Below are 2,489 nucleotides of genomic sequence, written 5' to 3'. Positions count from 1 at the left end.
CCCGCCGCCGCCCCCCGCCCCCCCTACGCCCCCTCCCGTGCGGCGGCCACCCCGGTTGTTACCTTTTGACGGGGGTCCCCGCCGCCCGGGGGGGCGCCGGCCCACGACCTCGTCCGGGCGCTGTCCTGAAGTTCGGCGTGCCGGAACTGGTACACCACACCGGCCTGGCGCAGCACCTGCCGCCGCAACTCCTTTCGCAACAGCACCGGGAACCGCACCGGTGGACGTCCGTGCCGCAGCAACACGACCTGGGCGAAGCCCGTCAGCACTGCCGGGCCGAGGCCGGTGATGACGCCATACACCGCCCCAGGGCGGGCAGTGGGTCAGGAGGCTGTGGCGGGCTTCTTGGTGGGGTCGGCCGAGGTGGCGCCGTGGGTGGGGCGGCGGGTCAGGACCTGGGGGCCGGAAGCCGTGATGGCGACTGTGTGTTCGGAGTGGGCGGTGCGGGAGCCGTCGGCGGAGCGGATCGTCCAGCCGTCCCTGTCGAACTTGATTTTGTCGGTGGAACGGCAGAACCAGGGCTCGATGGCGATGGTGAGACCGGGGGCGAGTTTCAAGCCGCGGCGGGCGCGGCCGTTGTTGGGGACGTGCGGGGCCTCGTGCATGGTGCGGCCGATGCCGTGGCCGCCGAACTCGGCGTTGACGCCGTAGCCGTAGGAGCGGGCGACCTCGCCGATCGCGGCGGAGATGTCGCCGAGGCGACCGCCGGGCTGGGCGGCGGCGATGCCGGCCTCCAGCGCGACCTCGGTGGCCTCGATCAGCTTCAGGTCGGCCGGGTCCGGGGTGCCGACGACGACGGAGAGCGCGGAGTCGGCGACCCAGCCGTCGATGCCGGCCGCCATGTCGATGCTGAGCAGGTCGCCGTCGCGCAGAACATAGTCGTGCGGCAGGCCGTGCAGCACCGCGTCGTTGACCGACAGGCACAGCACGTTGCGGAACGGGCCGCGGCCGAACGAAGGGGCGTAGTCCCAGTAGCAGGATTCGGCGCCGCGTTCGGAGATCCGGCGGCGGGCGTGGTGTTCGAGGTCTATCAGGTTGACGCCGACGGCGGCGACGTCGCTCAGCTCGGCGAGCAGCTCACCGACGAACTGGCCGGTCACCGCCATCCGGCCGATCTCCTCGGCGGACTTGAGCTCGATCACGACAGCCTCCCCCTCCGGACTCGGTATTTTTATACCGGCATTTTTATACCACGTCAGGTCGGGGTGCTCCGGAGGGATATCCTGCTGGCATGGTTCGCCAACCACTCACCGCCGAACAGATCGCCGCGGGCCAGCGCCTCGGAGCCGCCCTCCGGGCCGCGCGGGCCGGCCGCAGCCTCGTCGAGGTGGCCCTGGCTGCCGGCATCTCCCCCGAGACGCTGCGCAAGATCGAGGCGGGCCGCCTTCCCGCACCGGCGTTCGGCACCGTGGTCTGCCTCAGCCAGGCCCTCGACGTCCCCCTCGGCGACCTGGCCGACGTCTGGCTGGCCGACATGCCCATCCGCCAGGCGTCCTAGAGGCCAGCCGCCCAGATGCTCCAGTAGGAGATCCGTTTCAGGGGCCCCTCGTCCGCGCAGCGATCGTACGCATGTTCGATACCGTGGCGGGGTGGGGTGGCGAACCAGCGGGAGTGGGTCACTCGCAGCGGTCCTCGGCGCCTCGGCCGTACGGCTCACAGCAGTCGGGGCGGTGCCGGTAGACCCGCAGGTCGCGGCCGTGCCGCTGGGCAAACTCGGTCGTGATCTGGTACAGGCAGGCCCGCCACACGACGGTTTCCCCGCCGCCGGGCAGCACCTGGCCGTCACCCGGCCCGCCGCGCAGCAGCACGTCCACCCTTCGACGGTACGTGCCCCGTGAGCGCGCGACGCGGCGTGTGAAACTCTGCCCCCCGAGCGGGCGGCGTTGCGGGCCACGGCCCAGTCTCCCCAACTGACCGCATCGCCCATGGGTCGCCCGCCGGTACCTGCGGCGAGGCTCCACCTGCACGTGGCGCTCGGCCGAGCGTCAGGCGCGCTACGACCGCCCGCTGGGCATTCGTTGTCGCGGATCTGGGCCCGAGGCGGCCCGTGTCTCTCCGACCATGACGTGGGGGTGGGTGGGGATGAGCGGGGCGTGCGGCCGGCGTGGCGGGGACTGGAGGTGACTCCCGCCCGCCCACGGGCCAGGGGCGGAGCGGAACGGTGCTGCGTCGGCCGGTCGCGCCGATGCTCGCGGCGCCGGTCGACGTTGTGCCCGAGGGCCCGGGCCTTGTGCATGAGCCGAAGTGGGGCGGTTCTCCAGAGATTCGAGATGTCCAAAGGGCGAGGCGTCGCCGCGCGCAGTCAACCCGACCATGCCGACCCTCGCGTCTTGACCGGTACCCCGTGGGTTGCTACCGACCGCTCTGCGACACCGGTGCGGTATCCGCTTCCGTCGATGACAGGACGTTCGAGCTGGCGTGTGCTGGATCGCTGCAATGTCAGCCTCGGGACTCGCGCAGGATCTGCCACTGCCTCCAGGCGAGCTCGG

Annotated in this window: 3 protein-coding genes; 1 reads left to right on the top strand and 2 read right to left on the bottom strand. The window is 71.8% G+C overall.

The features are described from left to right. Positions 1-323: 323 nt before the first annotated feature. Positions 324-1,142 carry a type I methionyl aminopeptidase gene (map, locus tag AB0L34_RS33560; RefSeq protein WP_363709673.1) on the bottom strand — a complete coding sequence of 273 codons (819 nt, stop codon included), beginning with the start codon at positions 1,140-1,142 and terminating at the stop codon, positions 324-326. Between the two features lie 89 nt (positions 1,143-1,231). On the opposite strand from map, the gene AB0L34_RS33555 reads away from it, so the two are divergent. Then, complete coding sequence (locus AB0L34_RS33555; protein ID WP_091120405.1) at positions 1,232-1,498, top strand: helix-turn-helix transcriptional regulator; 267 nt, start codon at positions 1,232-1,234, stop codon at positions 1,496-1,498. 118 nt (positions 1,499-1,616) lie between these two features. On the opposite strand, the gene AB0L34_RS33550 is transcribed toward AB0L34_RS33555, so the two are convergent. Beyond that, the gene (locus AB0L34_RS33550; RefSeq protein WP_363709671.1) at positions 1,617-1,814 is read right to left on the bottom strand and encodes a hypothetical protein; all 198 of its coding nucleotides are present in this window, start codon (positions 1,812-1,814) and stop codon (positions 1,617-1,619) included. Positions 1,815-2,489: the final 675 nt, after the last annotated feature.

It is taken from the genome of Micromonospora sp. NPDC052213 (assembly GCF_040679695.1).
In the GTDB taxonomy this organism is placed as follows: Bacteria; Actinomycetota; Actinomycetes; order Mycobacteriales; family Micromonosporaceae; genus Micromonospora.
This window is presented reverse-complemented; position numbering and strand designations above follow the sequence as displayed.